General features: G+C 39.8%; 19 protein-coding genes. 9 read left to right on the forward strand and 10 right to left on the reverse strand.

Going from position 1 to position 24423, the window contains the following annotated elements; all coding sequences use genetic code 11:
- Positions 1 to 90: 90 nt before the first annotated feature.
- Positions 91 to 1317 carry an MFS transporter gene (locus tag AABK36_RS19125; protein WP_309936762.1) on the forward strand — a complete coding sequence of 409 codons (1227 nt, stop codon included), beginning with the start codon at positions 91 to 93 and terminating at the stop codon, positions 1315 to 1317.
- A 70-nt stretch (positions 1318 to 1387) separates the two neighbouring features.
- Complete coding sequence (locus AABK36_RS19130) at positions 1388 to 4339, forward strand: hypothetical protein (protein WP_309936763.1); 2952 nt, start codon at positions 1388 to 1390, stop codon at positions 4337 to 4339.
- A gap of 7 nt (positions 4340 to 4346) precedes the next feature.
- Here AABK36_RS19130 and AABK36_RS19135 read toward each other — a convergent pair whose 3' ends face one another.
- Positions 4347 to 4823 carry a hypothetical protein gene (locus AABK36_RS19135; RefSeq protein WP_309936765.1) on the reverse strand — a complete coding sequence of 159 codons (477 nt, stop codon included), beginning with the start codon at positions 4821 to 4823 and terminating at the stop codon, positions 4347 to 4349.
- A complete protein-coding gene (locus AABK36_RS19140) occupies positions 4820 to 6745 on the reverse strand; it encodes a GAF domain-containing protein (RefSeq protein WP_309936766.1) in 1926 nt (641 codons plus the stop codon). Before AABK36_RS19140 ends, AABK36_RS19135 begins: the two co-directional genes overlap by 4 nt.
- Positions 6746 to 7088: 343 nt before the next feature.
- Here AABK36_RS19140 and prfA point away from each other — a divergent pair, with 343 nt between their 5' ends.
- The 3 genes from prfA to AABK36_RS19155 all read left to right on the forward strand — a co-directional run bounded on the left by prfA (position 7089) and on the right by AABK36_RS19155 (position 12697).
- The gene (gene prfA / locus AABK36_RS19145) at positions 7089 to 8168 is read left to right on the forward strand and encodes a peptide chain release factor 1 (RefSeq protein WP_309936767.1); all 1080 of its coding nucleotides are present in this window, start codon (positions 7089 to 7091) and stop codon (positions 8166 to 8168) included.
- 95 nt (positions 8169 to 8263) lie between these two features.
- Positions 8264 to 9676, forward strand: coding sequence for a hypothetical protein (locus AABK36_RS19150; RefSeq protein WP_309936768.1), 1413 nt, complete (start codon positions 8264 to 8266; stop codon positions 9674 to 9676).
- 138 nt (positions 9677 to 9814) lie between these two features.
- Positions 9815 to 12697: an AsmA family protein gene (locus AABK36_RS19155; RefSeq protein ID WP_309936769.1), complete on the forward strand. Its 2883-nt coding sequence runs from the start codon at positions 9815 to 9817 to the stop codon at positions 12695 to 12697.
- A 42-nt stretch (positions 12698 to 12739) separates the two neighbouring features.
- On the opposite strand, the gene recF is transcribed toward AABK36_RS19155, so the two are convergent.
- Positions 12740 to 13828 carry a DNA replication/repair protein RecF gene (recF, locus tag AABK36_RS19160; RefSeq protein WP_309936771.1) on the reverse strand — a complete coding sequence of 363 codons (1089 nt, stop codon included), beginning with the start codon at positions 13826 to 13828 and terminating at the stop codon, positions 12740 to 12742.
- Positions 13829 to 13958: 130 nt separating this feature from the next.
- On the opposite strand from recF, the gene pdhA reads away from it, so the two are divergent.
- The 4 genes from pdhA to AABK36_RS19180 all read left to right on the forward strand — a co-directional run bounded on the left by pdhA (position 13959) and on the right by AABK36_RS19180 (position 17777).
- The gene (pdhA, locus tag AABK36_RS19165; protein ID WP_309936772.1) at positions 13959 to 14987 is read left to right on the forward strand and encodes a pyruvate dehydrogenase (acetyl-transferring) E1 component subunit alpha; all 1029 of its coding nucleotides are present in this window, start codon (positions 13959 to 13961) and stop codon (positions 14985 to 14987) included.
- Positions 14988 to 15064: 77 nt separating this feature from the next.
- Positions 15065 to 15778 carry a tetratricopeptide repeat protein gene (locus AABK36_RS19170; protein ID WP_309936773.1) on the forward strand — a complete coding sequence of 238 codons (714 nt, stop codon included), beginning with the start codon at positions 15065 to 15067 and terminating at the stop codon, positions 15776 to 15778.
- 96 nt (positions 15779 to 15874) lie between these two features.
- Entirely contained in the window at positions 15875 to 16351 is a 477-nt protein-coding gene (gene ribH / locus AABK36_RS19175) for a 6,7-dimethyl-8-ribityllumazine synthase (protein ID WP_309936774.1), read from the forward strand.
- A gap of 97 nt (positions 16352 to 16448) precedes the next feature.
- On the forward strand, positions 16449 to 17777 hold the full coding sequence (locus tag AABK36_RS19180) for an aspartate kinase (protein ID WP_309936775.1): 1329 nt from the start codon (positions 16449 to 16451) through the stop codon (positions 17775 to 17777).
- A 63-nt stretch (positions 17778 to 17840) separates the two neighbouring features.
- Here the strand turns inward: AABK36_RS19180 and AABK36_RS19185 are convergent, their stop codons facing one another.
- The 7 genes from AABK36_RS19185 to ccoN form a co-directional block, all read right to left on the reverse strand.
- Positions 17841 to 18548, reverse strand: a complete 708-nt coding sequence (locus AABK36_RS19185) for a sulfite exporter TauE/SafE family protein (protein ID WP_309936776.1) — start codon at positions 18546 to 18548, stop codon at positions 17841 to 17843.
- Positions 18549 to 18550: 2 nt separating this feature from the next.
- Positions 18551 to 18985: a FixH family protein gene (locus tag AABK36_RS19190; protein WP_309936777.1), complete on the reverse strand. Its 435-nt coding sequence runs from the start codon at positions 18983 to 18985 to the stop codon at positions 18551 to 18553.
- Positions 18972 to 19271, reverse strand: coding sequence for a hypothetical protein (locus AABK36_RS19195; RefSeq protein WP_309936778.1), 300 nt, complete (start codon positions 19269 to 19271; stop codon positions 18972 to 18974). Before AABK36_RS19195 ends, AABK36_RS19190 begins: the two co-directional genes overlap by 14 nt.
- A gap of 50 nt (positions 19272 to 19321) precedes the next feature.
- Positions 19322 to 20740 carry a cytochrome c oxidase accessory protein CcoG gene (gene ccoG / locus AABK36_RS19200; protein WP_309936780.1) on the reverse strand — a complete coding sequence of 473 codons (1419 nt, stop codon included), beginning with the start codon at positions 20738 to 20740 and terminating at the stop codon, positions 19322 to 19324.
- Between the two features lie 94 nt (positions 20741 to 20834).
- Positions 20835 to 21722, reverse strand: coding sequence for a cbb3-type cytochrome c oxidase N-terminal domain-containing protein (locus AABK36_RS19205; RefSeq protein WP_309936781.1), 888 nt, complete (start codon positions 21720 to 21722; stop codon positions 20835 to 20837).
- 70 nt (positions 21723 to 21792) lie between these two features.
- Positions 21793 to 21981 carry a cbb3-type cytochrome c oxidase subunit 3 gene (locus tag AABK36_RS19210; protein ID WP_309936783.1) on the reverse strand — a complete coding sequence of 63 codons (189 nt, stop codon included), beginning with the start codon at positions 21979 to 21981 and terminating at the stop codon, positions 21793 to 21795.
- 6 nt (positions 21982 to 21987) lie between these two features.
- The gene (gene ccoN, locus AABK36_RS19215) at positions 21988 to 24177 is read right to left on the reverse strand and encodes a cytochrome-c oxidase, cbb3-type subunit I (RefSeq protein ID WP_309936785.1); all 2190 of its coding nucleotides are present in this window, start codon (positions 24175 to 24177) and stop codon (positions 21988 to 21990) included.
- Positions 24178 to 24423: the final 246 nt, after the last annotated feature.

The following is a 24423-nucleotide window of genomic DNA, read 5'->3' on the forward strand; positions in this document are numbered from 1 at the left end:
GATTAGTTTATCTCTCCAAAAGCATAAAAGTGCCTCAATTATTGTTCCTTTGTGATTTGAAACTTTACTGAAAAACTACCGCGAACAAGAATGAACCTGAATTACTGGAAACTGCTTGAAAAATACCCCAATTATATTGGTTTTGGAGCCTTGCATTACTTTTACTCCTCATTTGGACAGACTTTCCTTATCAGCTTGTTCGTGCCCAACGTCCTAGAGTCTTTCCAACTGGACAACGCCGAATTTTCATATTTTTATTCAGGCGCCACCTTGCTTGGAGCCGTAGGTATCGCCCATTTTGGGCCATATGCTGATAAAATGGACATCCGAAAATTCAGCATTATCAACGGATTAGGACTTGCCATATTTTGCCTATTAATGGCTAATACATTCAATAAATGGACTTTGTGCGCGGCTCTAATTGGCGTCAGGCTTACAGGGCAAGGACTAATGCCGCTCATTGGAGCAACCTCTATGGGCCGATTTTTCTCGCAAAATAGAGGAAAAGCTCTTTCGCTGTCCTCTTCCTCCATGTCCTTGGCGGAAATGGTCACTCCTTATATAGTCTTTCTCATGATCCAAAGTTTAGGATGGAAATACACTTGGATGGCTTTCTCTGTGTTTATAGCTTTTACTTTTATCCCTGCGGTTTATAAAGTAGTCGAAGGACATGATGAATTCAGACTTCCCAAACAAAATAAGAACAAGAACCTTGTTGGTACCTCAATTACAAAAAAAGAGCTCTTCTCGGATTATCGATTCATAACACTTGCCTTGATAATAATATTCTGTCCATTTGTAACTACTGGTGTTTTCATTCATCAAAACCTGATACTGCAAGCCAAAGGATGGGACGAGGCATGGTTTGCCTTTACTTTTGTTGGTTTTGGAACATTCCGCATATGCACTACCTTTTTCGCAGGTCCCATTATTGATAAATTCAGCGCGGGCAAGCTTGTTGTTTTTATTCTATTTCCGGTTATTTCCGGTTTGCTTATTATGGACTGGATTGACCACAAGTTCGCATTGTTTTACTACATGTGCATGAATGGCATGACGCTAAGCTTTGGAAGCTTAGTGGGCAGCGCGCTTTGGGCGGAAATATATGGAGGGGAACATCTCGGCAAAGTAAAAAGCACTGTTTCCACCATGATGATATTCGCCACGGCGATATCTCCGGTCATATTTGGGATCATATTCGAAAATCATTTCAATACACGTATTGGCATCAGCATTTTATCTTTATTAGGCATTACGCTGGCAATCATTGGACAAGTGAGCTTGAAGAGCATAAAGCCTGCCACACATAAGGCTTAAAAAGAGAATAAATCAAAATGCATTCTAAATAGTTATCATGGTTAGCGAGCATAGAATGACAGGCGACTGAATGATTTATTCCAAACGACAGGTATCTTCAAAAAAAGCAAAAGCACCAAGTGGACAGGCAGGATTGAATGCCGTCCAACTAATGCCCAATGTTGAAGAAAACGCTCCTGTGTCTATTGGTCAACCTCCTATTCAAGCGCTTATGTCCTTGAATACGTTCAAGCATATGACGATGGATCCATCCCATGACGCTGCCAAAAATAGATTTAAAGAGCATCCTGAGATCGCACATATCGAAGTTTTATTGGCTCGATACGAAGACTTGGCTTCCAGATCATTCAACATGCCGCGATACAAATCAAGAATACAAGTCTTGTATGAACTGGAAAGACATTGCAACAAATGGTATTCACGCTTTCCTTTGCATTCAAATAAAAGCGCTCCATACCACCCTTATACTGTTGGTATCTTGGACTTGATCGATGACATAGATTTGGAATACATCAAAGTGCTTGATGAATTCACGGAATATAGAGAAACATGCGGCATTTTTCTTAATCGCCTTGAAGGAATGTGGGTGCCCGACAATGCACAGACCGAAACAGAAAGAGTGCATGAGCATTTCCATAGAAGAAGAGACAGCCAAGAAGAGGGCTTGGAACAATCACTCATGGTCTCTTATGAAATGATTCATACCGATCACTCCAAACGTGAAGATCTAAGTAGAGCTTCAGAACAAACCACTGGAGCGCAAAGAGACCAACCTCCGACATTAGAAGCAGCAAATGTACTCGGAGGCGCTCAAAGCCTAACTCCTTCGGAGAAATACAACGATAGATTCTTCACTCTTTTTGATCAAAGAGGCGATGGCACCGGTTTTCAGATCTATTACAATGAATTGCCTCCCGATGAGGTGGAGCACAGAATGGAGCAATTAAGAACAGCTTCAATATCTCAAAGCATCGCCCCCAGCAAAGCAAGAAGTCGCGCTTTGGAAAGGACAATTAGAGAAAGGGCTTCCACCTACAGGCTTGATATGGAATCTCATCGTTCTGGAACCACAACTGTAAGACCCAAAGGGCCTAGACGCAGCACAACCATTGGCAGAAGAGGCACGCAAAAAAGCCAGCAAGATCTCCGAACGACTTCTATGGACAAGTCTGGAGCAACCCCGTCTTTTCTGCCTCAGCCAACAAGCGAAAGCGAGCAATTGCATGCCAGATTGCAATTAGGAAGCCTTTCCATGGGAGCCAGAAGAATGCCAAGAATAAAAGCAGTGCAAGAGTGGCTGGACATGGATCCTTCGCAAAACCTCGAAGGCACTTTCAAAAATAAGCTTCAAAGCTTAAATCTTCGATTAATGATGTGCCCGACAGGAAGGCTAATTCTAGAAAAAGCCATGCATTTAGGCCCCAACATGGAGCCGCATCAACATCCATTCAATTATGAACATTACAGAATCAATGTATTCGCTCACACATGGAATGACGAAACAGCTTATTTTCTTGGTGACTCTCCAGAATATCAAGAAATAGATGTCCAAACAGGAACTTCTCAACCACTTACCAGAAGAGAAAAACTTGCAAAATTATTTAAGCGAAGAAAAAAATTCATCGCCCCACCAGAGCCATTCCATTCTCCAAAAGAAGCTCTTAACTCCATTGGAAGAGACCCTCTTGGAGGAATTGAAAAATCGGATATCTTAATCGCCGCCAACCCCAGAAAAGAGACTAAATTTTTAGACAAAAGCAAGTTCTGGGACGAGCAAAAAAAGGAAGGCTACCTGACTTTGACTCCTAAAGTCATCGAATACTGCCGTGTGCTAATTCAAGCCATTGTCACTCAATATAAGCATAAGTTCAGAACCGTAAATGATGAAACCGCGTTTGCCCACTATTTGGAAAATCAAGTAAGAAAAGAGCTCAAGCTAACAGAAAGAGCTTATCAGCCTGAAAATGTACATGAAAGATTCGCTAGAGATAAAGTTTTAAGCACTGAGCGAATGTATGGAAAAGAATACGCGAGCCAAATTGCAAAAGCTCGAAAGATGCATGTAGACGATGAATGGGTGGAAGAAAAAGACGGAGAATATGAAAGGATATCGGGATATGACAATTATGATGCTCCGAGAATCACGCCTAAATACGATCCTTATACCAATACTGTAACTGTCCCACGTTTATTTGAGGTTTTATCAGGTCTTCCGGGTACTGATGTTCCGGATATGGGTGATTTAAGACAAGAATTCAGAACTGTGTTTGTAGAAGGCGAACAGCACCGAAGCGACGAATTTTCAATCATCAATGCCTCTACAGATTCAAGGGCTCATGATTTCGATGATGAAACAACTGTTCACAGCCCTCTCCTAACCCGCTCAAGAAGATCTCGCTTGAATACAGAAACCTTAGATGAAGACAGCTCGCTTGAAATGCATCGATCATTTGCAAATTCGCTGAACTTGCAAGATTTAAATGCAACTCAAACAAACCCTTTGTTGGAAGATTCTATTGAATTCAAGCGTTCAGCCCCTACAACAGTAAGCGACAAAAAACGATATGAAGACTTTAAGCGCAAAAGGAGGTTCAAGAAATTGATGCATTCCTATGATGTTGTTAGGCCAAGAACACTTCCAAACTCTTCTGAAAATTCATTTGAAGACGTGGAAAAAACTATGCATTTACACAGAACACTATCCGGACATATAGAAATTCCTCCGCAAACGAGCACTCCTGGTCCTCAAACCGTATCTGTAACAGTAGATATAAATCCACCTCCAACAAGTCCTATCGTCGGTCCCCCAGACTCTTCACTAGGTGTCATCCCAGAAGCCAGCAGTGCTACAAATCAGATATCTTTGGGAAGCAACGATTCCATTAAATCAGAATCTCCAAGACCTAAAAGAAAATCTCAAGAAGACGAGTTTTTTGGTTCCCATGACTCTAGACACAGAACTTATGCAGAAGGGGAAACTTCGTTAAAGTCTAAAAGGAAAAGTTCCAGTAGTAGCTCCTAAATAAGAACTACATACTTAAGATGATATTTTTCTTTGCCAAAAACACTTCAACAAGCTTAAAGCTTGATGACAATGAATCTTGCAATGGATAAGCATAAATATATCGATCATCATTCAATGCTTGCACATTATCTTCCATTGGCAATTTATTTTCCAGATTATAAAGGTATGCATCATATAACTGCTGGGAAATACTATCTGCCTTTGAAAAGCGTGAAGAGTCGATTACAGATATTTTAAAACCTTCCCATTGTTGAGTAGAATCCAATTTCCCTAAAGTATTCAAAGAATCCAAAACTGGCCTCAACTCTCGCCCGACTTTAAATGCTTGGGCAGTTATTTCGCCTTGAGATATTTTTCTAAACGAACGGTTTTTTCTTTCTTTTTTAAATGCTGCGCTCCCAGCATCCTTATGTCTTTCCTCATTGCATGAACTCAAAATAGCCAACACCAACAAAGCCTTTATCCACATTTTCTTCATCATAACGCCACGGTAATATTGGTCACATCAGACCCCATCAAGATATAGTTCTTCTCTCCATTTATTAAATTTTGCTGCAATGCTACAGATGATTTAAGCAACAAAGAGTGGTCATCATTTTGAGTCTTGAATTTCCATGTGCCGGTAACAACTTCATTTGGAGCCATAAACTCAATCTTTTTCAATACATTCTCATCATCTATCAAGAACTTCAAATCCTTGCCTATCAACTCATGCTCAGCAAAACCGCTTAATTCAGTAGCCTGCATATTCGCGGACTTGATCTTAAGAGCCTGATCCAAGTTCAATACGACATTTGTTTGATTGATAATCAACGCCCAACCTTCTTTTTCATGAATATTTCGTTGCATTTCCTCTTGAGTAGCTTCCAGTTCCTCCATATTCTGCCTCATCTCTTCTTCCTGGGCTTGAAGTTGCTCTGTCAATTCTGTAGATGCTTCCAGCAGTCTTTGCGTTTTTTCGTTGATCTTCACATTCGATACCGTCGAAGCTATGCTCTCCGATATTCTCGCCACGAACTCTACTTCATACGTTTTCAACTCCTTGAAAGAAGCAATTTCCAAAACGCCGAATACCTGATCATTGACTTTAAGCGGCATTATCAAAATACATCCCGGTGTTGAAGTTCCTAAACCTGATGTTATGTTAATATATCCTTTTGGTATATCGGTAAGAAAAATATGCTCTTTTTCCAACCACACCTGACCTACCAAGCCTTCTCCTAAACTTACTTTTTGATCAAGATATTTTTTCTTTTCCCACGCGTAACATGCGGCTAATTCCAACTTCGGGTCGCTTCCTTCAAAATCATCCACCAAGAACAAGCTTCCCTGATTGGCTCCCAAGTATTTGACAAGGTGGCTTAAAAGGTCATCAGACAAATCTTGAAGACTTTGGCTATTTTTTCTTAAAATATCGCTGAACTTAGCGATTCCTTCATTGGTCCAGCTTCGCATTTCGGCATCCTGTCCTACCATTTTCAGGTTATTCCGCATTTCCAAAAGCGACTGGCCTAAAATGTCATTATGCCCGCTTGCCTCAAATTGCGTATCGTAATTTCCTTTTCCAATATTCTCGGCAAAGTGAGAGGTCATTTTAAGATTTTTGATCAATCTTCCCACCGCTTTCGTCATCACGTTGATCTCATTATGCAAATAATCTTTATCTTCATAGCCTTCCGGCAATTCGCCTTTGCTTAATGAATCGATAGCTCTGCTGACTTTTTTAACAGGCCTTGAAACGCTTCTCGCCAACAAATAAGCTCCAAAAAATCCTCCTAAAGAAATGATCAAAGCGAAAATAAGCTCCGAGTCCTCCATGGATTTATTTGCTTCCTGGATATTAATCATTCGATGATTCAGCTTCTCATTTTGAACCCTCTGCAATTCCTTCAAATTCAAATCCACCAATTCGAACTCGGGATTCAACTCAGTATTCAAAGTTCTTAGCGCCTGATTGATATTTTCTATGTTTTGATAATCTTCATAAGTCATGAGATTATTCATAATCACCTTTTGCTTAAGCAAGATTTTGTCAAAAGCAGCGAATACGGTTTGCAAGCCTTTCAACTGCTCTTCGTCCCAATGCAAAGCCAACTCATTCAAATCTTCTTTGATTAATTGATAATCTTCTCTGGTAAGACTCTTCAAGAGCTTTCTGTCCTCCACATTGTCCACATTGGTGTACACCCAATTAGTGATGAGCATCTTGGACTTGCTAAACAGCAAAGCCAAATCTTTCAATGCGATTACGGAATTATTGGTAACCTCAACAGCCTCTCTCAAGCCTGCGTTATTTTGCTTGATTTTCCAGACCTTGTAGCCGGCATTGGCGGAAAGAACAAGAACCAGCAACAGAAAGCCTCCAAGAATGCTTTTATAAATACTCGCTTTTATCTTAAACATACTTTTTTAAACTCAAAAAAAGAACCAATAAGTCTAAGGTGAAAACCATCACCACTTACTGCAAGATAGCTTTTTTTCACTAGATTAATGATATTTAACAAGATATAATATGCCATATAGTCAAAATATAGAATCATATTTAATCGGTATATTCAAATAATTTTTTTTTCATAATATTGCATTGACTTGAAATTAATATAAGAGAAATGAATCCGAATATAAATTCGAATTGTTTATCTTTGTGAGTTAAGAGCTTGCGGGAATTTAAATTGAACTTTTTGCCCAAATGAATTACCATCCTGAAGCTCAAATTATTACGTAAATAATAAATTCTTAGAAATATATGGATCTTATTAGCAAACTCGAAGCTATCAAAGAACGATTTGAGGAAGTAGGACAATTGATGGTGCAGCCAGAAGCGATGCAAGACATTAAAGCTTACACTAAGCTTTCCAAAGAATATAAAGATCTTGAGAAAATCGTAAAGAAATACCTTGAGTACAAAGGCGTCGTAGATGGAATCGCAGAAGCGAAAAATATCCTTGAAAACGAAAAAGATCCTGATTACAGAGAAATGGCCAAAGCAGAACTTGATGATTTGAACCCTCAAAAAGCTCCTTTGGAAGAAGAGATCAAATTTTTGCTAATACCAAAAGATCCAAATGACAGCAAAGACGCCATTCTCGAAATCAGAGGCGGTGCAGGTGGAGACGAAGCCGCGATTTTTGGCGGCGACCTTTTCAGAATGTACCAAAGATTCGCTGAGAAAAACAAATGGAAGCTTACCATTCTCGATTTGACTTACGGTTCGGCCGGCGGTTACAAGGAAATTATTTCCACGGTATCAGGCGACGATGTATATGGAAAGCTAAAATACGAATCTGGCGTTCATAGAGTGCAACGTGTTCCGGCAACAGAAACACAAGGCCGCGTGCATACTTCGGCAGCTTCCGTAGCGGTTCTTCCGGAAATGGACGACGTCGAAGTGGAAGTGAACATGAATGAAATTCGTAAAGACACTTTCTGTTCTTCTGGACCTGGTGGACAGTCTGTTAACACCACTTACTCAGCGGTAAGGCTTACACACGAACCTTCAGGAATCGTTGTAACTTGTCAGGATGAGAAGTCTCAGATCAAGAACTTCGAAAAAGCGCTCAAAGTATTGAGATCAAGACTTTACGAAATAGAGCTTAAGAAACATAACGACGCTGTTGGAGCTCAAAGAAAGTCTATGGTGGGAAGCGGCGACAGATCTGACAAGATCAGAACCTACAACTATCCTCAAGGAAGAGTTACCGACCACAGAATCAATATGACCGTTTATAATTTGCCTACAATCATGGATGGTGAAATTGGCGAATTCATCGACGCTCTCAGACTTGCCGAGCATGCCGAAAAACTAAAAGACGGCGGAGCGGAGTAAAAACTGACTGCATCTATGCAAATACTAATTTAAAGAGCATTTTTTTGAATAAACAGATATTTAATATTATCTTTTATGTTCCAAAATAGGCCAACATGAAAGATAAAATTGTATATCTGTTTTTTACTTTTGCTTTACTAGCAACGATACAACTAACATCCTGCAATCCTGAAAGCGAAGAATTCGCACCTTCGGTTTCTACTGCGATTTCGTTCTCTTCCGACACAGTCTCATTCGATACTTTGATCACAAATCAACTAAGCGTAACGCATCGGCTTAAGATATACAATTCAAACAAATCAGCCACGCTTATCAAAAAAATAGGGATGAGAAGTATGGAACAAACGCCCTATGAGGTCATCATCAATGGTATTCCATCCCATACTCTCGAAAATCAAAAACTATTCGGCAATGACAGTCTTATGGTGCTGTTTTCAGTGACAATACCTGAAAGCGAGGATTCATACCCTTTCAAAGTAGAAGATTTTCTTGATATAGAATTCGATTCTTTCAGTCGAAGCATCCCTGTTTTGGCTTGGGGAGAAAACACCAATCAAATTGAAGGTCAATCCCATATTACAGAAAATACGACTTGGGATGACTCGAAGCCATACATGCTAAACGACACGCTCTGGATCGACCAAGGCGCCACGCTTTCAATTGCTTCAGGCGTCAAGATCTATGGGAATGATAATACTGCGATAATTGTCAACGGAAGTCTTGAAGCGATAGGAACCTATGAATCGCCTATTCAATTCACATCATGGAGACAAGACGATAGATATGAAGACATGTTCGGCCAATGGGGAGGCATTTACTTTTCTGAGAATTCTAAAAACAACAAATTTGAAAACGTAAAAATTCGAAATGCTCAAAATGGAATAATTAGCGATGACAATTCGGATATTAGCCTGCACAATACGGTCATAGAAAACATGACATACAATGGCGTCATGAATACAAATGGCGTCATCAATGCTTCAAACACAGTCATAAACAATTGCGGAGATTATTGCATCAAATCCACTGGAGGAACTATTGACTTAAAGCACTCGACTCTAGCCAACTTCTATTATAACTTGCTAGTGCCAGGTCGAAATACGCATAATGCTTTGGTTCTTATCGAAGACCAAAGCATCCAAGAAGATGGAACAACTTCCAATTATACTGTAAAACTAAACTTGGAGAACAATATCATCGCTTGCTCCAGCTGGCAAGAATCAATCATATTGAATTTCATCAACGAAGGCCATGAGACAAACATTATCAACAATTTGATAAACTCTCGAGACGAAGAAATGCTTAATGGCAACCATGCATCAGACTTTTCAATGGAAAGCCTTTTCACTACGCCTGAAGAGTACAATTATACTCTCAATGCCGAAATCGAAGATCACCCAGCCACAAACAAAGGAAATGATATTGGCATTCCTGTCGACCTTGCCAATATCAACCGAGAGTATCCATGCAGTTTAGGCGCATTTGAATTTCTTTTAACGGAAAAATAATAACTATTAATACTCTGAAGCGTATTTTATGAAGATTTCACTTAGTGAAAATTGAATTTATTGATTAACTTATTTTATTATCGTTTTTGAATAAATTCGCATAGCTTTTGACTTAAACTCAAAAAATACGCTTCTATTATGAAAAAGTTTTTTTATGCCTTTGGAGGCCTTATTGTCGTTATTTTTTTAGCGATTATATTAATTCCTATACTCTTCCGAGATAGAATACTCAGTGAAATAGACAAAGCCATCAACAAAAATATTGATGCCAAAATCGTTTACTCCCCTGACAATATTGACATTAGCCTCATCAAGCATTTTCCAAACCTAATGGTTTCCATTAAAGAATTGGATGTCATTGGGAATGGTGTATTCGCCAACGACACGCTGGCTCATGTAGGGGAGTTCTCCACCGACATCAACCTCCTGAGCGCTTTAAAAAAGAAAATCAAAGTAAACGGTATTTTCATAGACAAGTCCAAATTCAATGTCATTGTATTGCCAGACGGCAAAGCCAATTACGACATTGCCAAGAGTTCTGAAGAAGAGCAAAAAACGGAAACAAAAACAGAAGAATCAAACGAAGATTTGACTATCGAAATCAAAGAATGGCAGATTCAAAATACCAATATCAAGTATGACGACCGTCAACAAAAGATTCTAACTGCGGTAAATGGATTGAACCATAACGGAAGCGGAGACTTTACTTTGTCCAAATTCGACCTTGAAACAAAGACAGAGATCAACAAGCTTTCCCTATACTATGAAGGAACGGAGTACATCAAAGACAAGCATGTAACAGCCGATGTGGATTTATTGATGGATATGGCGAACTCGACATACACATTCACCAAGAACAGCATTAAAATCAACGATTTTGAATTTGGATTCGACGGAAATCTAAAAATGAATGATAAGGACTTGATTACTGACATTACATTCTCTAGCAAAGAATCAAGTTTCAAAAACATTCTTTCTTTAGCTCCGGGAATTTATACCAAAGAATTCAAAGACCTCGAGGCTAGCGGAAAATTCAAATTCGACGGCTTCGTAAAAGGAACTTACAATGAAAAAAGTCTTCCTGCATTTGGTTTGAATCTGGATGTGGATAATGCGATGTTCAAATACCCTGAACTTCCTACAGCCATTAACAACATTAATATCGATATGCATGTCGATAACCAAAACGGTGTCATCGAAGACACTCGCGTTGATATAAAAAATGTATCATTGAAAATGGGGAAAAACCCTTTAGAAGGGAAAATTCTTGTAAAGAATCTACGCAACTACCCGCTTGTCGCTGATATCAAAGCCAAAGTAGACCTTCATGACTTATTGAATATCTTCCCTATTGACAGTTTGGAAATGAAGGGAATCTACGATTTGGAGTTGCATGCGGATGGCTATTATGATTCAATAAACGATCAATTTCCTAAAGTTAAGGGCCACATGGGCTTGAAGGATGGCTATATCAAGTCGGCTCATTTTCCTTTGCCTATAGAAAATATCAACCTGTCTGCCGATGTTGTCAACGAAACAGGAAAAATGGAAAACACCCTGATATCTATTCCAAACCTTTCCATGATCATGAATAAAGAGCGTTTTGACGCTTCGGGCAAGATTTACAACCTCAATGACATCAATTGGGACATCAAAGCCAAAGGCAAGATAGATATTGGGGCGATGACTGCGATTTATCCGATCGACAGCACTGAAATGAAAGGCAACGTGTATGCTAATATTGCCTCAAAGGGCAAAATGTCTGATCTGGACAATGAAAAATACGACAGGCTAAAAACAAGCGGTCAACTCACATTGAGCAATTTTTCATATAAAAACCCATCCATTCCACAAGGCGTCATGATCAGCAAAGGAGAACTGGTCTTCGACCCTAAAAAAATGGAACTCAAAAAGCTTGATGGAAAAATCCAAACCAGCGACTTCAAGGTTACCGGTTCTATCAACAATTACTTGGCTTACGCTCTAAAAGACGATCAGCTATACGGCAATCTCGACTTGAACTCCAAGTACTTTGACTTGAATCAGTTCATTTCTGAAACAGAAGAAACAAGCACTGGCAAAACAGATCAAGCACCTACGCAAAGCGAATCGGAAGAATTGATCATCATTCCAAGAAATCTAAACCTCGCGATCATGTCGTCTATAGGAAAACTAGACTATGACAATTTATCATTGGAACAATTGAACGGCAAGGTAACTGTGAAAAACGGCATTGTAAATCTCAATGGATTGAAATTCAATATGCTTGGAGGCCACTTTGGGATGAATGGCGTATACAATACCCAAAACACAAAAGAGCCATCATTTGAATATAAACTCAAAGTAGATAAGATTTCGATCAAAAAGACTTACAAAAGCTTCGCTACAGTAAGAAACTACGCTCCTGTAGCTGAAAAAATGTCAGGAGATTGCTCTTGGGATTTCAAAATGGACGGAACCATGTTGCCGGGCATGAAACCAAATCTGGCGAAACTCAATGGAGATGGAATTCTTGATATTATGAATGCAGCGATTAAAAACTCCGACTTGGTAAAAGGCGTCAATAAGATCATCAATAAAAGCAACAGCTCTTCGGACATCCTTATCGACGACACTAAGATTTTCGCTAAAATTCAAAACGGAAAAGTGTTTGTAAAACCATTTGATGTGAAAATTGGCCAATATTCCAGTATGATATCGGGTAGCAATTCGCTTGACGGAACATTGGACTATAATGTCAAAGTGAATATTCCTACTGAAAGTGTGGGAAAACAAATCAACTCGCTTATCAACAATGCATTGGGCAGCAATCAAAATGTAATCGCCGAAATACTGCAAGTAGACGTGCAAGTTACGGGCAAATACGATGATCTGAAATATAAGATCGTCGGCACAAAAGGCATAGGCAACAAATCCCCTAAAAAATCAAGCTCAAGCTCTGAAAGCAAGTCCGAGAACAAATCACAAAAGACCGAAGACGATGTCAAAGACGCTCTGAAAAAGCTTAAGGATTTGTTCTAAACATAAAATTATCAAACTAAAGCCCGATAACTTCGGGCTTTTTTAATTTTCATCCACTTTTAACATATTCGCAGCGATTCCCATCTTCTCCAATAAAGCTTGCAACCTATCATACTTAGCCTCGGTAATCATAACTTGTTCAAATGGAGACTTGGAAATCAAATCCAACAAAGCCTCGGTTCGGTTTTCATCCAACTTGTCAAACAAATCATCAAACAACAACAAGGGAGCGTAACCGCATTGATTCATCATAAACTCAAACTTGGCTAGCTTCACAGCTATCGTAAATGATTTCTGTTGGCCTTGAGAAGCATATTTCTTCAACGGAAAGTCATCCAAAACAAACGAATAATCATCCCGATGCACGCCAAATGTTGTTCTCTGCAAAATCCTATCCTTCTCAATATTCTCCTTAAGTTTTTGCATGAAATCATGATCTCTTAGCCCTGATTTGTATTTTATCTCAACACGCTCGTCTTTTCTGGTGAACATCTTGTAATACTTGCGAAAAATCTCGTTGAAGCTATCTAAAAATTTCTCCCTTTTTTCAAAAATTACTCGACCTTGGGCAGACAGTTCATGATTAAAATGATCCATGAGCAATTCATCCCAAGGTTTGCCTTCCGACAAGCCCTTCAAGTAAGCATTTCGCTGCGTCAGATAGTGAGAATACCGTATCAAACTCTCCAAATAAACATTGTCCACTTGTGACAACATGCTGTCAAAGAGCTTTCTTCTAAACTCGCTTCCACCCCAAACAAGATCCTGATCCTGAGGACCGACCACTACAACTGGAAATTGGCCTACATGCGAACTCAACCTTCCGCATACTTCTCCATTGACCATCAAGGTTTTCTTAGATGATTTTTGAAATCCGCAGCTTACCTTATAACTTCTGTCATTCTTTTGGAAAATGCCTTTGACTGCGAATGCTAATTCATCATGCCTAATATTAAAAGTATCCTGCGTGTTAATCATGCTTTTTCCAAGGGAAAGATAATGTATCGCATCCAGTAAATTGGTTTTGCCCAAGCCATTATCTCCTATAATGCAATTGATTTCCCTCGAAAATTCGAAAGTTGTATTTTCGTAATTTTTAAAATTAAAGAGACTTATATTTTTAAGAAACATGGCCAATACGCTTGATACTGAATGATTTTTAATTATTTTCGCAAAGACAAAAACCTTAATTGGGCGAAGACTTGTTATTTAACAAAAGTCGTTACTTTTTTCTATCAACAAAATTAACTAAGAATAAATTATGGCAAGCGATAAACCAATGACTGCGGCGGATCACGCTGAAGAGAAGTTTTCCAAGGAAACTTACATGAACTGGTACGAGCAAATGTTGATGATGAGGAGATTCGAAGAGAAAGCGGGCCAATTGTATGGCCAACAGAAAATTCGCGGATTCTGCCATTTGTATATCGGACAGGAAGCATGTGTTGCCGGTGCTGTTTCAGCGCTTAAAAGAGGCGACAAGTATTTGACTTCATATAGAGACCACGCACAGCCATTGGCATTGGGCTCTGACCCTAAAAAAGTAATGGCCGAGCTTTACGGCAAGGCAACAGGAATCTCCAAAGGAAAAGGAGGCTCTATGCACATTTTCGACAAGGAAAACCATTTCTATGGTGGCCATGGTATTGTTGGAGGTCAAGTTCCATTAGGAGCTGGTATAGCTTTCGCTGACAAATACAAAGGCAATGACTTTGTGACAGTGACTTACCTAGGCGATGGAGCTGTAAGACAAGGCGCGTTCCACGAAGCGTTGAACATGGCGATGACAATGAAGCTTCCGGCTATATTCGTGATCGAAAACAACATGTACGCTATGGGTACTTCAGTGGAGAGAACTTCGAATGTAACAAGACTTTCGGAATTGGCTTCGGCTTACGAGATGCCTTCTGAATCTGTTGACGCCATGTATCCTGAAGATGTTCACAATGCTATAGAAGCGGCGGCGGAAAGAGGAAGAAAAGGAGAAGGTCCTACGCTATTGGAGTTCAGAACTTACCGCTACAAAGGCCACTCGATGTCCGATCCAGCAAAGTATCGTACTAAAGAGGAAGTAGCTGAATACAAAGCAAAAGATCCAATCGACCATGTGAAAGCAGTAATTCTTGAAAAAGAATGGTCTACTGAAGAAGCGTTGAAGGAAATCGACAAAAAAATCAAGGCAGATGTATTGGAGTGCGTGAAGTTCGCTGAAGAATCTCCATACCCTACAGCTGACGAGATTTACAAAGACGTCTACGTGGAGAAGAACTATCCATTCATCATGGATTAATTAATAATCTCCATGATGGATTATAATTAAAAAATGTTTATAATTGTACCTTATTGTAAGGAATAATATTTTTGATAATGTCAAAGCAGGAAGAAGAAGAAAAAAGAAACACGGAGAATTCGAACGAAATGTTTGAAAATCCGGATGCTCTTGCCAATAAATTAGAGAGTACTACTGATAATATCGTTAAGAATAAGCAATCGTTTATACTTGTTGGAGGTCTTCTAGGCCTTATGATCGCTTTGTTCTTCGCATATAATTATTATACTTCAACGCAGAATGCGGAAGCTGAAATCGAAGCTTTCAATGCGATATACTATTTTGAGGAAGGAGAGTATCAAAAAGCCTTGGATGGCGATGGCAATGTATTGGGATTTGTCGATATCATAAACGATTTCGGAAGCTCTAAAACTGCCAATCTTGCGCATTACTATGCGGGTGCTTCTTATCTTCAGCTTGGCAAATACGATGAGGCAATTGAATACTTGAAAGGATTCAGCTCTAACGACCTGCTTTTGAATGCTAGATCTAAAGCTCTTATCGGCGATGCGTATTCAGAAAAGAAAGATTACACGCAAGCGGCAAAATATTACACTGAAGCTGCGGGCATCAAGCCTAATAAGCAATTCAGCCCACAGTACTTAGAGAAAGCTGCTGTAGCTTACGAAGCTGCTGGAGATGCGAAAGCTGCTGAAAAAAGCTACAAAAAAATTGTGGATGAGTTCCAAGGCTCTGCTGAACATACGAACGCTCGAAAACAGTTGACTAGACTTCAACAAGCGACAAAGTAGTGCATTAAAAATCCGAAAAAATATACGGGGATAAAGCTTTGTTGCTTTATCCCTTTTTTTATATCCAAAAAAGAATTCACATAATAATTTACTCATATGGCAAGTGCTGAAAAAAACCTAAGTCAATTTTCACAAAAAAACGTTACAGATGTTTCAGAAAAGAGATTCGCGATCGTAGTATCAGAATGGAATGAGGAAGTAACGGAAGCATTGTACAATGGAGCTAAAGAAACTCTTCTTTCCAATGGCGTAAAACCTGAAAACATCTACCGCAAGGATGTGCCGGGAAGCTTTGAATTGTCAATTGGAGCGCAATGGGCAGCTCAAGTGGATGAAATTGACGCGGTCATCTGCATTGGATGCGTGATACAAGGAGAAACCAAGCATTTCGACTTTATCTGCGACGCTGTAGCGCAGGGCATCACCAATGTCAGCCTAAAATACAACAAGCCTGTGATATTTGGAGTATTGACTCCTAATACCCAACAACAAGCCTTGGACAGAGCTGGAGGAAAATATGGCAACAAAGGAGACGAGGCAGCCATCACAGCGATTAAAATGCTTGGATTCTAAATAACGAAAAAACTCCCGGCCTCAAGATCAGAGACTACTATTGGCTGGGTTTCAATAGATAAAACATTATCCTTCTAATTCATAAATTCATACACACATGAAAGTTCTAAAATTTGGAGGGACATCTGTAGGAAGTCCCAAAAACATGCATCAAGTTGCCTCATTGATAACGGATGACAGCGAACGAAAGGTTATAGTGCTTTCGGCGGTATCAGGCACCACCAATGCACTTGTGGAAATTGGCGAAAGATTATTTGCCAAGGATCATGATAAGGCGTCGATGCTTATTGCGGAGCTTCATGAAAAATACAAAGCATTCTATCCGGATTTGCTTAAAGAGTCAAAGTCTCATAAAAAAGCAAAACAAGTCATCGACGAGCATTTCGCTTTTATCAATAGCCTAGTCAACAATTTCTTCAACAAAAGGCTTAACAACGAGCTTTTAGCCCAAGGAGAAATGATGTCAACGAAGCTTTTTTCTATTTATCTTGAAGAAAAAAATTGCAAGTCAAAATTGATTTCCGCTTTGGATTTCATGGCTATCAATGAAGAAAAAGAGCCTATCATTGAATTCACGACAGAGCACTTAAGTCAAATTCTGGATGAAAATGCGGAAACGAATATCTTTGTGACTCAAGGCTTTATTTGCCGAAATGAGGAAGGGGAAATAGACAACTTGCAAAGAGGTGGAAGCGACTATTCAGCTACGATCATTGGCGCCGCTGTGCAAGCCGAGGAAGTTCAGATTTGGACAGACATAGATGGCATGCATAACAATGACCCAAGATTTGTTGACAATACATTTCCTATCGCGGACCTTTCATTCGACGAAGCTTCAGAGCTTGCTTATTTCGGAGCCAAGATTCTTCATCCAACTTCTATTGTTCCCGCTCAAAAATATGAGGTTCCTGTTCGTTTGAAAAACACAATGGATCCCGCAGCCTACGGAACATTGATCAGCAAAAAGCAAACATCTTCGGGAATCAAGGCTATCGCATCAAAAGACGGCATCACAGCTATCAAGATCAAGTCCAGCCGCATGTTGATGGCTTATGGTTTCTTGAAAAAGGTGTTCTCGGTTTTTGAAAAATACAAAACGCCAATAGACATGATTACTACTTCTGAAGTAGCAGTCTCGCTGACTATTGACAATGACGAGCACCTTGATCAAATCGTGGCGGAAATCGAAGAATATGGCACTGTAATCGTTGACAAGGATCAATCTATTATCTGCGCCGCGGGTAACTTCAAAGGCACGCACAAAGGCATTGTAAGTAAAATATTCGATGCATTGGTTCCTTACCCTATTCGAATGATTTCTTTCGGAGGAAGCGACTATAATGTGTCCATGCTAGTTGACACAAAATACAAGCAAGAGATTCTAATCAAACTCAATAATGAAATTTTTCTAAACGCTGAGTTTTAATTTAAAAAAGGCGATCAATTAGTGATCGCCTTTTCCCATATATGTCTATATTTTTAGACATCATTAATGACAGATTACTTGTTGGCCTGATGACTCCGTAGAAATTTTAGGGCTTAGATACGGAATCCCGAGATTCATGCCTCTTAAGATAAACATCATACCAATCACCAATACCAAAGCCGGTATAGCCTTCACCAATCTCTGCCTAAATTGCAAGCTAACCAATTTCCCTGCTATTCCAGTAAAGAAAAGCATAGGCCATGTGCCTATTGAAAAGAACATCATGTACAATGCGCCTATGTGCCATTCACCTGCCGCCAATGCTCCTGTCATAGCGATATAAACCAATCCGCATGGCAATAGTCCGTTTGCCAAGCCAATGCCATATTGAGCCTTCCAGCCTGTTCCTGACAATTGCTTTGCGAACATAGCTTTTACCTTAGCATTCAATTTATAAAGCAATGGGATTCTCTCAAGCCAATTGAGGTTCCCCTTGGGAAGAGCAATCATCAGTATCATCATCACACCTGTCAAAATGGATAAATACCTTTGAGCTTCCGGCAGATGCAATCCGCCTCCCAATGTGCCTATGATTCCTCCCAAAGCCATATACGTAGTCATTCTACCAAGATTGTACAAAGTCATCCCGGCAACCAATGTCAAAGGCTTGCGGTCTTTCATTGGTATCACTAGAGATATTGGTCCGCACATGCCCACGCAATGGAAGCTTCCCAATAATCCAATTGAAAGTGCTGTTATATATAATATCATGGCTAGAACACTACTGCTTGCTCTTTGTAATAAAATGTTCCGTCCTCATCCTGCCAATCAAGCTTGATCTTCCATAGACCTGGCGCAAGAGCGCTCAAATCCACTTCTTGAATGCCTGAATCATTCAAGCTGATATCAAATGTTCTGTCAAGTCGAGAATCAGCAGGTCTAAACAAGTGCATTTTTCCTTCGATGTCTCCAGAAAACACTCCTTCAGCCTTTAACTGCGCCACTCTGCCATTCATGTCCACAATCAATTTTCCTTCTCCGACTTGAGCATTTGTCATCTTGTCAATCTGACTTTGATACGCTATCTCTTGTTTGTAATAGTCATCAGCAACCAATGATATATCTTGCTTGACGCACACATATACGAAAGACAGAATCATCGTTATGAAGACCGTGTAAACTATGAAAATCGCTTTACCCCAATTCATTTTTTTTTCGATTAAATCGTTTAATGTTAAATATGGAATAGCAAGCATAGAATGCAATGGAAGCCATATACACGCCCATGAATGCTAAAAAAACGGTTTCAGACACCAAACTGGCAAAACCTGTAACCATACCCATCGCCCCTGCCTTTCTTAACGCATTACTCGTCAACAAATTGAACAGGTTTTCGGCGAAGCCTTTACCTCTTTTATTTGCGTCCCCTGCTTCAGGTTTTTCAACTAGAAACAATATCAATCCTGACACAAAAACTATCAGACCTTCCAACATCACTATACTAACTTAAGGCTAAAAAAAATATTCTGATATATTAAAAATCACTACTTGGCCGGCCCCATGAAGTTGGTTGTCAAACTCTCAACCTGCTCATCATGAGAAAATACACCCAAGTCTAATTTCGTTTTAAGACCATTTAAATCTTTCTCTGGTATTTCGATGAAAAACACACCCTCTACCATAGAATTTGGCGGCACGACAATTTCATCTCCGCCAACTTTTCTGACTTTCACATCAGAAAAATTAAGGACCTTCAATTTCAAGGTTAAACTATCCGCGGACTTATTAATAAACTGCCCATTATACAGATTACTGATATAACCGCCCTCTTGCTCTTGGTACAACATTCCCGGAACCCTTAACAGAGTAGTTTCAACTTGTCCTCTGGAAAGCAACATGTACAAAAAAGAACTCACCAAAATCGTCAATACAACTGAATAAGCCTTTACTCTTGTTGTAAACAATTTCTTCCTACCCTTTTCCACACTATCATGAGAAGCAAGTCTTATCAGACCTCTGGGTTTGCCAACCTTGTCCATGACATGATCGCAAGCATCAATACATGCGGTGCAGTTAACACATTCCAATTGCGTCCCATTACGAATATCAATTCCTGTAGGGCACACATGCACACATAAATTGCAATCCACGCAATCTCCTTTTTCAGATTGATCAAGATTTTTTTTGATCTTGCCTCTCGGCTCTCCTCTCAACCAGTCATACATCACAGCGATTGTGTCCTGATTGATAAATACGCCTTGCAGTCTTCCGTAAGGACAAACAGCTATGCATGCTTGCTCTCTAAAGTAAGAGAAAACCCAATAAAATATTCCTGTAAAGAACATCAAGCCCATAAATCCGCTCAAGTGATTCATTGGGGATTGAGTGATAATTTCTTTAACCTCATCCACACCAATCAAATACGCCATGACTAAATGGGATATTGCCAAAGAAATAACGATAAAGATTGTATGCTTAAGCCCTTTTTTTAAAATCTTGTCGGTATTCCAAGGCGCCTTTTTCAGCTTTTTTTGCTGCACAGCATCTCCTTCTATCCAATATTCGATTTTCCTGAATACCATTTCCATGAAAATTGTCTGAGGACATGCCCAGCCGCACCAAACACGACCAAAAACAACCGTGAACAACACAATGAAAATAATAAAGGATATCGCTCCCAATACGAAAATAAAGAAATCCTGAGGCCAGAATACAGTCCCGAAGATCACGAACTTGCGCTCAAATATATTGAACAGAAGAAAAGGTTCTCCATTCACTTTTATGAAAGGAGCAGTGAAAAGCAAAGCCAACAATACAAAAGCCACTATTTTTCGCAACTTGTGCATAAACCCGTCAAATGGCTTCTTAGGGTAAAGCCATACCCTTTTGCCATCTTTGTCTACAGTACTGATCGAATCTCTATACTGTTCATCAACGTCATAAATGTTATCAGTATCCATCATTGCTCTGCGTTTTAAAATAAAATAAGAGCAGGGAATATTCCCCGCTCTATTTGCAAGCAAAAGGATAAGAATGAAATGCAAAGAAATAAATTCTCTACTCTTTCACTTCTACACCTTGAGGTTCTTTAGCATTTTCAGGATTTGTTCCTCTAATGCTCTTTATGTATGAAGAAACGTCACTAATCTTAGATGGCGTCAATTTTTTCTGCCATGAAATCATACCCTTTTGCGGAACTCCATACTTGATCGTTTTGAAGATATCCCCAATAGTTCCACCATGAATCCAATAATCATCCGTCAGGTTAGGTCCTACGCCTCCACCTCCGTCATCTCTGTGGCATGCGGCACAATTGGCTGCATAAATCGCAGCGCCTGACGCAAGCACCTCTGGATCATCGCTGAATTCCACGCTATTTTCATCAATGCTCATCGCTGCCAACAACTTCTGTTGTTCAGCGATTTTCAACTCAGCTTGATACTCTTGCTCCTGATTAGGCATCACATCGAACACTTGATACAAAGCCAGATAAACAGCGGCGAAAACAATTGTCGCATAAAACAAGTACTTCCACCACGGCGGCAAGTGATTGTCAAGTTCCTTGATGCCATCATAATCATGATCCAATAAGATCTCTGCCTCATTCTCAATAGGCACAGCATCAGTCATCGATTGATTGAATCTATCCCAGAAGCTCAAACGAACAGGAGCTTCACGACCTTCAGCCAAAGCAACTTTTTCCTCTTCTTTGATTAAAAGCAAGTGAACCACTTTGTAAACGATAACCACCGCTATCAATACTAGAAATGAAATAACTGTTGTTATTCCCAGCAATACTTGAATAAAGGTTTCAGAGTCTTGAATAGACGCTTCCGACGATGCATTAGCGGTTAAGCTCAACAAAGGCAGCAAAGCCGTCAGCAAATATTTTTTTTGTTTAGATATTCTTGTCAATAACATATTATTGCATTTATATATTCGCATTTAATTTGTTTAGAAAGGAAGCTATCGGCTTCTCAATGCCCTTAGCCTCCCTATTTGCCTTACAAATTAGCTAAGCTACTTGACCTTCATTGATTCCATCAGACTCCTCTATCGGCATATTTTTCATATGCTTCACATACTTGTCCGACAAGAAATAAATCCAAATCGACAGGCCAACAAAAAACGTCACAAAGATCACTAATGAAATCAGCGGTCCGACCTCAATGTCTTGAATAGTTTCGAAATAATGCTTGAACATGGCTCATTAATTATTTTCCTTAACTTCAATATCAGTTCCCAGTCTTTGCAAGTATGCTATCAATGCGATAATCTCCTTATCCTTGCTGACTTTGATTCCCTCTTCTTTGAGGTTCTCCGCGATAGCTTTCGCCTGCGCATCCAATAAATCATCCGCTCCGGCGAGCTCTTCATTCGTGTACGGCACTCCCATCACTTCTTTCATGACCCTGATCTTAGTCATTGTAGTCGACTTGTCAAGATCATTTTCAATCAACCATGGGTAAGGAGGCATAATAGAATTCGGCGACATCGTGGTAGGATCCACCATGTGATTATAATGCCATGAATTTGACTTTCTATTCAAACTTGCTCCCTCTCTAGCCAAATCCGGTCCTGTTCTCTTAGACCCCCATAAGAAAGGATGATCATAGACAAACTCGCCTGCTTTTGAATACTCTCCGTATCTTTCGGTTTCAGATCTGAATGGTCTAATCATCTGCGAGTGACAACCAACACAACCTTCTCTGATATAAATATCTCTACCCTGCAACTCAAGCGGCGTATAAGGCTTCACGCTTGCGATCGTCGGCACATTTGATTTGATCAAAAATGTTGGCAAAATTTCGAACACCGTACCAATCAATATAGCCAACAAGGATAGAACTGTGAAAACAACTGATTTTCTCTCCAATACGCCATGCCATCCTTCTCCTTGAACAGAGGTAACCGGTTTCAAGGCATGCGCCTCAGCGCTTTCCTCTTCTTGGAATTCTCCTTGCCCCGCGGTTTTAATCAAATTGTAAACCATCACCAAAGCTCCCGCCAAGTACAAAGCGCCACCTACAGCTCTCAAAGCGTACATCGGCAATATCTGAAGCGTTGTTTCCAAGAAATTAGGGTATTTCAAAAAGCCTTCAGCAGTGAATTCTTTCCACATCAAACTTTGCGTGATTCCAGAGAAGTACATTGGAACAGCGTAAACCACAATTCCCAACGTTCCAATCCAAAAGTGAGCATTGGCAAGTTTTGTCGAATACAACTTGGTCTTCCACATTCTAGGAACCAACCAATACAACATACCGAAAGTCATGAATCCATTCCAGCCCAAACCGCCAATATGCACATGACCAATAGTCCAGTCAGTATAGTGGGAAATAGCATTCACATTTTTAAGAGACATCATCGGTCCTTCAAAAGTCGCCATACCATAAGCGGTAATCGCCACTACCATGAATTTCAATACAGGATCCTCTCTTACCCTGTCCCAAGCGCCTCTAAGCGTCAAAAGACCATTAAGCATACCTCCCCAAGAAGGAGCAATCAGCATAATAGAGAATACTGTACCCAAAGCTTGAGCCCAACCCGGCAATGAAGTATAAAGCAAATGGTGAGGTCCAGCCCAGATATAAATAAAAATCAAAGACCAAAAGTGAATAATCGATAGCTTGTAAGAATATACAGGCCTGTTAGCCGCTTTTGGCAAAAAGTAATACATCAATCCCAAAAATGGAGTCGTCAAGAAGAATGCCACTGCATTATGTCCATACCACCACTGCACCAAAGCATCTTGCACACCAGCGTATATGGAATAACTCTTAACAAAATTAACAGGATACTCCAACGAATTAAACACATGCAATACCGCAACGGTAACGAATGTGGCTATATAAAACCAAATGGCCACATACATATGCCTTTCCCTTCTTCGAAGGATAGTCATGATCATATTCAAGCCAAAAACCACCCAAATCAATGTGATCGCGATGTCGATTGGCCACTCTAATTCAGCATATTCCTTGGAAGTAGTAAAACCCAAAGGCAATGTAATAGCCGCGGCTACAATAATAAGCTGCCAGCCCCAAAAATGAATCCAGCTCAACAAATCGCTGAACATTCTCGCTTTCAGCAATCTTTGCATGGAATAATAAATCCCGGCAAAAAGCGCGTTTCCAACAAAGGCAAAAATCACTGCATTTGTGTGTAATGGCCTGATTCGGCCGAAAGTGGTGTACTCCAAATTAAAATTGAAGAGAGGATAGAACAATTGTATCGCTGCCAGCAATCCCACTGTCATACCTATGATCCCCCAAAACACAGTCGCGATAGAGAAAAACTTCACTATCTTATTGTCATAACTGAATTTTTCCAGCTGCCCAGTACCCGTAGTGGCTACATCGGGCGTCCCCAAAGGTTGTGTATTAATTTCTGCTTGCATAAAATACTCAGATAATTTAATTATTTGAATGTTTCAGCTAAAATAGGGAGATGCGATAGCTAGAAATATGACATTAGTCATGAAGCTACATGACAAAAATTAACATTATGCGAGCAATTCGTATATAAAAATGTAAATATTAATAGTATGGCAAGCCCACGACAACAATAAGAGGCTAAAAACATAACTATTTCAAGTTATTAAATTCACTCTAATTCCATGTAGCCAAGGTCGATGCGTCAAAGA

Source organism: Aureibacter tunicatorum (genome assembly GCF_036492635.1).
Taxonomy (GTDB): domain Bacteria; phylum Bacteroidota; class Bacteroidia; order Cytophagales; family Cyclobacteriaceae; genus Aureibacter; species Aureibacter tunicatorum.